Source organism: Pseudomonas sp. P4_D7 (assembly GCF_056401755.1).
Genome location: NZ_JBFUIR010000107.1, coordinates 1 through 4,091, shown reverse-complemented (window position 1 = coordinate 4,091; position 4,091 = coordinate 1). Strand labels below are relative to the sequence as shown.

5 protein-coding genes are annotated in these 4,091 nt (G+C 58.4%); 1 reads left to right on the top strand and 4 read right to left on the bottom strand.

All coding sequences use genetic code 11. The features are described from left to right. Positions 1–440 precede the first annotated feature (440 nt). The 4 genes from AC1DVF_RS28540 to AC1DVF_RS28525 all read right to left on the bottom strand — a co-directional run bounded on the left by AC1DVF_RS28540 (position 441) and on the right by AC1DVF_RS28525 (position 3,208). Positions 441–632: an RHS repeat-associated core domain-containing protein gene (locus AC1DVF_RS28540; RefSeq protein WP_477783550.1), complete on the bottom strand. Its 192-nt coding sequence runs from the start codon at positions 630–632 to the stop codon at positions 441–443. A gap of 45 nt (positions 633–677) precedes the next feature. Then, a complete protein-coding gene (locus AC1DVF_RS28535; RefSeq protein ID WP_477783549.1) occupies positions 678–1,076 on the bottom strand; it encodes a hypothetical protein in 399 nt (132 codons plus the stop codon). A 496-nt stretch (positions 1,077–1,572) separates the two neighbouring features. Continuing rightward, positions 1,573–2,508 carry a hypothetical protein gene (locus tag AC1DVF_RS28530; protein ID WP_477298738.1) on the bottom strand — a complete coding sequence of 312 codons (936 nt, stop codon included), beginning with the start codon at positions 2,506–2,508 and terminating at the stop codon, positions 1,573–1,575. Positions 2,509–2,758: 250 nt separating this feature from the next. Further along, positions 2,759–3,208, bottom strand: a complete 450-nt coding sequence (locus AC1DVF_RS28525) for a winged helix-turn-helix transcriptional regulator (RefSeq protein ID WP_477783548.1) — start codon at positions 3,206–3,208, stop codon at positions 2,759–2,761. 110 nt (positions 3,209–3,318) lie between these two features. Here AC1DVF_RS28525 and AC1DVF_RS28520 point away from each other — a divergent pair, with 110 nt between their 5' ends. Then, a complete protein-coding gene (locus AC1DVF_RS28520; RefSeq protein WP_477783547.1) occupies positions 3,319–3,954 on the top strand; it encodes an NADPH-dependent F420 reductase in 636 nt (211 codons plus the stop codon). Positions 3,955–4,091 lie beyond the last annotated feature (137 nt).

Here is a 4,091-nt window from a genome sequence, read left to right as displayed (position 1 = left end):
ATCGGCCCCATCGCACGAGCTGCGGCTTTGCGATACGCGGCACCCTCATCCGGGCCGCACTGTTCAATGACCGAGAGCATGGAGTCGACGACCTTTGTGGTGATGCCGATCATCAGGTCGTTTATCTGAGCTGCCACTTCTTTATCTTTGATCATGATCTATCCGCTGAAGCCTTGAAGTTCAGTGTTCGGCCGCCAGCTCCCTTTGGGCGCAAGCCTAGATTTCGGTATCGATCCCAGTAAGCGGCAGCCAATCAGCTTGCGGCAGCCAATCAGCTTTTGGAACACCCTTGAGGCACATTATGAATCGAGTCATGGCGGACGATTGGCATGCCTTTTCGAGGCGACCGTCCATGTGCCGAGCCGCCAGCGACCTCTAGAGGCGTCGGCAGGATGTTCGTCCTAGGGTTGGAGCGGCAACCACCACGGATCCACCCAGTACTACGGTCCCTCCGATAGAGGCTCCACCGCTAGCCCATTGGTGTGCGTAATCGAGTGCAAATGGATCGCGGTACCTTGTCGGGTTGGCGACCGCGTAGAGATAAGTTGACACCCCCCGGCGAAACCTATCGGATCGCTCTGAATGTACCGTCCCGTCGCCGGCTCATAGCCCCGATTGACGTTGTAGTTCAGCCCACTCTCGGCATCAAAGTACTGGCCGGGTAGCCCTTATTTGCATTATTCAGGTTGGGTGCGCGGACGGTCATAACGAATCTCGGCGAGCTTACCTCCAATAAAGCGAAGCTCGTAAAACGCACCCCCAGGCTTCTCTACCAACTCGAAACTCCAGCAATCAAATTTCATCAGCGACGCAGTCTCCGCAGATGACAGGCCCTTTGGTTTGAAGATCTGAGCCCGATCGATATGGTTCTCGTACGGAGGAATGCCGATTGCATAGACGTCAAGTGACTTTGCGCGTGCAAGCGTTGCGGCCTTGTCACCGCCAATCTGAAATCCATTGAGCCCACCCTGCGTGACAACCTTGTGCTCAGTCAAAGCGGCATCGACACATCCCGAGCACGCGCCGAGACAAGCCTGTAGGACGATTACTACAGCAATCCGCGCGGCGCACAACATCTCTATCCTCCCATCGGCCAAGGCGGCGCAATATGGCAGTGCTCAGCAACTGCGCCTGGTACGTCCGGAATGTTTACGTTTGCGTGGCCTCCATCATAGATTATGCCGAGGCACATCCTGCGAAGGCTGCCCTGCCAGCGGGCCGACTTGTCCATATTGCTCCCCTGAGGGGCCAGGCCGCCCCGTTCCGGGCGAAGGTAAGGTAGAGCGGGATCCGATGTCTGTAGGGGAACACCTACAAAACCAGAAACGTGATTACGGTCGCTATGAAGACCGTTGTCGACAAGCCAGACAAGTCCGAATCGAGCCGTACTTCAGGCGATGCTCGCGCACTAGCGGGTCCTCGCTTCGTCTGCGTAGCTCACGGCTGGCAAAGCGGGGTTTATGTGCGCTTTGGTGAGAGCCACCAGGCATGCGAGCACAGTGAGGTCGATCGTGCCARCAAATGAGCCGCGGGGACGCACGACCTATGTGGGCCGTGCGTCCTTGGAATTACTTACTGAGTCAAACCCGCATCAATCGCCCCGGCATATGCCGCCGACAGCGTCTTCCCGTTGTAAGTCTTACCCGCCACATCGTCGTAAAGCCAAAGGAAGCCACCAGTGACGCTGCACTCATCAGCCCAGTTGGCGAACTTGCTCTGCGCACCGGGCACCGAGTCACCGCCGATCGACGAGTCGCCGATGCCGGGATAGACAGGAACGCCGCCGAAGTCCCAGCCCGAACAGGGACTATTGCCCGCGCCACCAGCGTACGCCTGGAGATGCACACCATCGACCGTACCGGCGCGCTGCCTGTTGATCTGCTTGACCACGGACGTCCAATAGGAGGCATTCGTGAAAGCGTCCGGCATGACGTGGTAACCGAGCTTGCCAAGCATCACGGAGAACGCGACGGTTGAAGCGGCGTCATAGCCATTCTCGTCATCCAGATCGATGGCGTCGATCGAAGGGATGGCTTTCTTCAGCGCCTGGAAGTTCTTGTAGAGCGTGCTCTTCTTGCCGGTGCCGCCGCCTGCGGCCGTGCTATTGACCAGGGCCTTGATGTCCTGGAAGTCGCCGAAGTTCGACGAGCCGATACTGAAAGTGATGCGTTTGACGCCAGCAGTTTTCAGGCTGGCCAGGTTGGACACGAAGTCCGGATACGTCTGGTTGCCGATATAGGCGCCGTTGGAAACGATGGGGAATTCACCGTTGAGGTTAAGGTCGCCGTTGGCCTTGACCTCGACACTCCACACGACGACCTCCGTAAAACCAGACTGACTCAGTTCGGTGATGTTGTTGTTGAGGTTCTTGTAAATGGGTCCGCCACCGAAAACGCCTATGTAGCCAGTGGTGTCGGCGAGCGATGCTGAGGAAACGGTTAATCCGGCGATCGAGAGAAGCAAAGCAGCTGTGACGCGCGTGCGCTTAAACCGAAACTTGGGACTCATTAACCTGCTCCGATGGTTGTGTATGGGGGCCACGCCACTACCCAGCGCGCACTCCGAATCCTTCGCTATCGGAGCGATGTTCCGCGTTACCCCTTTGATGGCGTGTCGTATTTTCTTACTGGGTGGATGCGGAACGCTGCAGCGCTCCGTGCCGGTTTAGATCGATCTAAATGCCGGCCTGGGAAACTCTATAGCGGTGCGTTTGGTGACGCACGCTGCGATGCAAAAGGAAGGTGATCCAGATCACACTTCATCGGCTCTCAGGAAAGAGACATCCGCCATTGCGGACCAGCGCCTTTACCTTTTCGCTCGTCTGCGTGGGGCTTCGGCTTAGTCGAGCAAGGAACTCCTTGGCGCCCCGCACGTACGATTTCGCATCGTGCTTCGCGCTCCAAAGGACGATGTTGAGCACGACGGGAATGAGGTCCAGGCCCTTCTCGGTCAGCGTGTAAAAGTCCTTGCGCCCGTCATCGGGGCTGGGCGACCTCGAGAGAATGCCTTGCTCTTCAAGAAAGGCGAGGCGCGATGCAAGGACATTGGTCGCGATGCCCTCCTCCGACTTCAGGAACTCGCCATACGTCTTCTTACCCTCAAAGACGATGTCGCGAATGATCAAGAGCGACCACCGGTCGCCGAAGACCTCCACGCCGTAGTTCACAGCGCAGTGGGACCGAATGTCTTCTTTGCCTGTCGTCTTCATGACCCGATCTTAACATCACTTGCGTGTCGCAAGTAACATCACATCATTTCACTTGCTATTTGCAAGTAATGAGGCCAGCATGATTTGAACGTTGAACGAGGAGACGGCACATGAGCACTATCAGCATCGTTGGCTCAGGRGGTATGGCCGCAGCTATCGGAAGCCTTGCCGCCAAGGCCGGACACACTGTCGAGGTGACCAGTCGCGACGCCGCCAAGGCGCGGGCGCTGGCCGAACAGTTAGGAGCCGGCGCGACAACAGGAACGTTTGGCGCCGCCCCGGCCGGGCACATCGTGATCCTGGCGGTTCCCTACTCCGCCGTTCTCGACGTGGTGAAGCAGTACGGCGATGCGCTGGCAGGCAAGCTACTTGTCGACATCACCAATCCCGTCGGCTCCGACCTAACGAGCTTTGTGACCCATAAGGGCAGTTTCGGCGCGCAGGAGATCGCCAAGGTCGCCCCTGCCGGTGCGCAAGTCGTCAAGGCGTTCAACACCCAGTTCTCCCACGTCCTGGCTGCCGGTCCCTCTAAGGACCACCCGCTGGATGTGTTCCTCGCGGGGGACGACCCGCACGCGAAGGCGCGCGTCTCGTCGTTCGTCGAGAGTCTCGGACTGCGCCCGCTGGACGTCGGGCCGCTGCCCATGGCGCGCACGCTGGAGCACGTCTGCCTTCTGTCGCTGGGCCTCATGACCCACTCCGTCAAGCACACCCACTTCGCCATCGGCCTCAGCCTGTTCGGCTGAGTACGCCGGCACCACGACGTCTCGAATCACATCACCCACAAGGATTATCAGCATGCATGTTTTTGTTACCGGCGGAACCGGCCATTCCGGTCCGTATATCATTTCCGACCTCATCGCAGCCGGCCACACGGTTACTG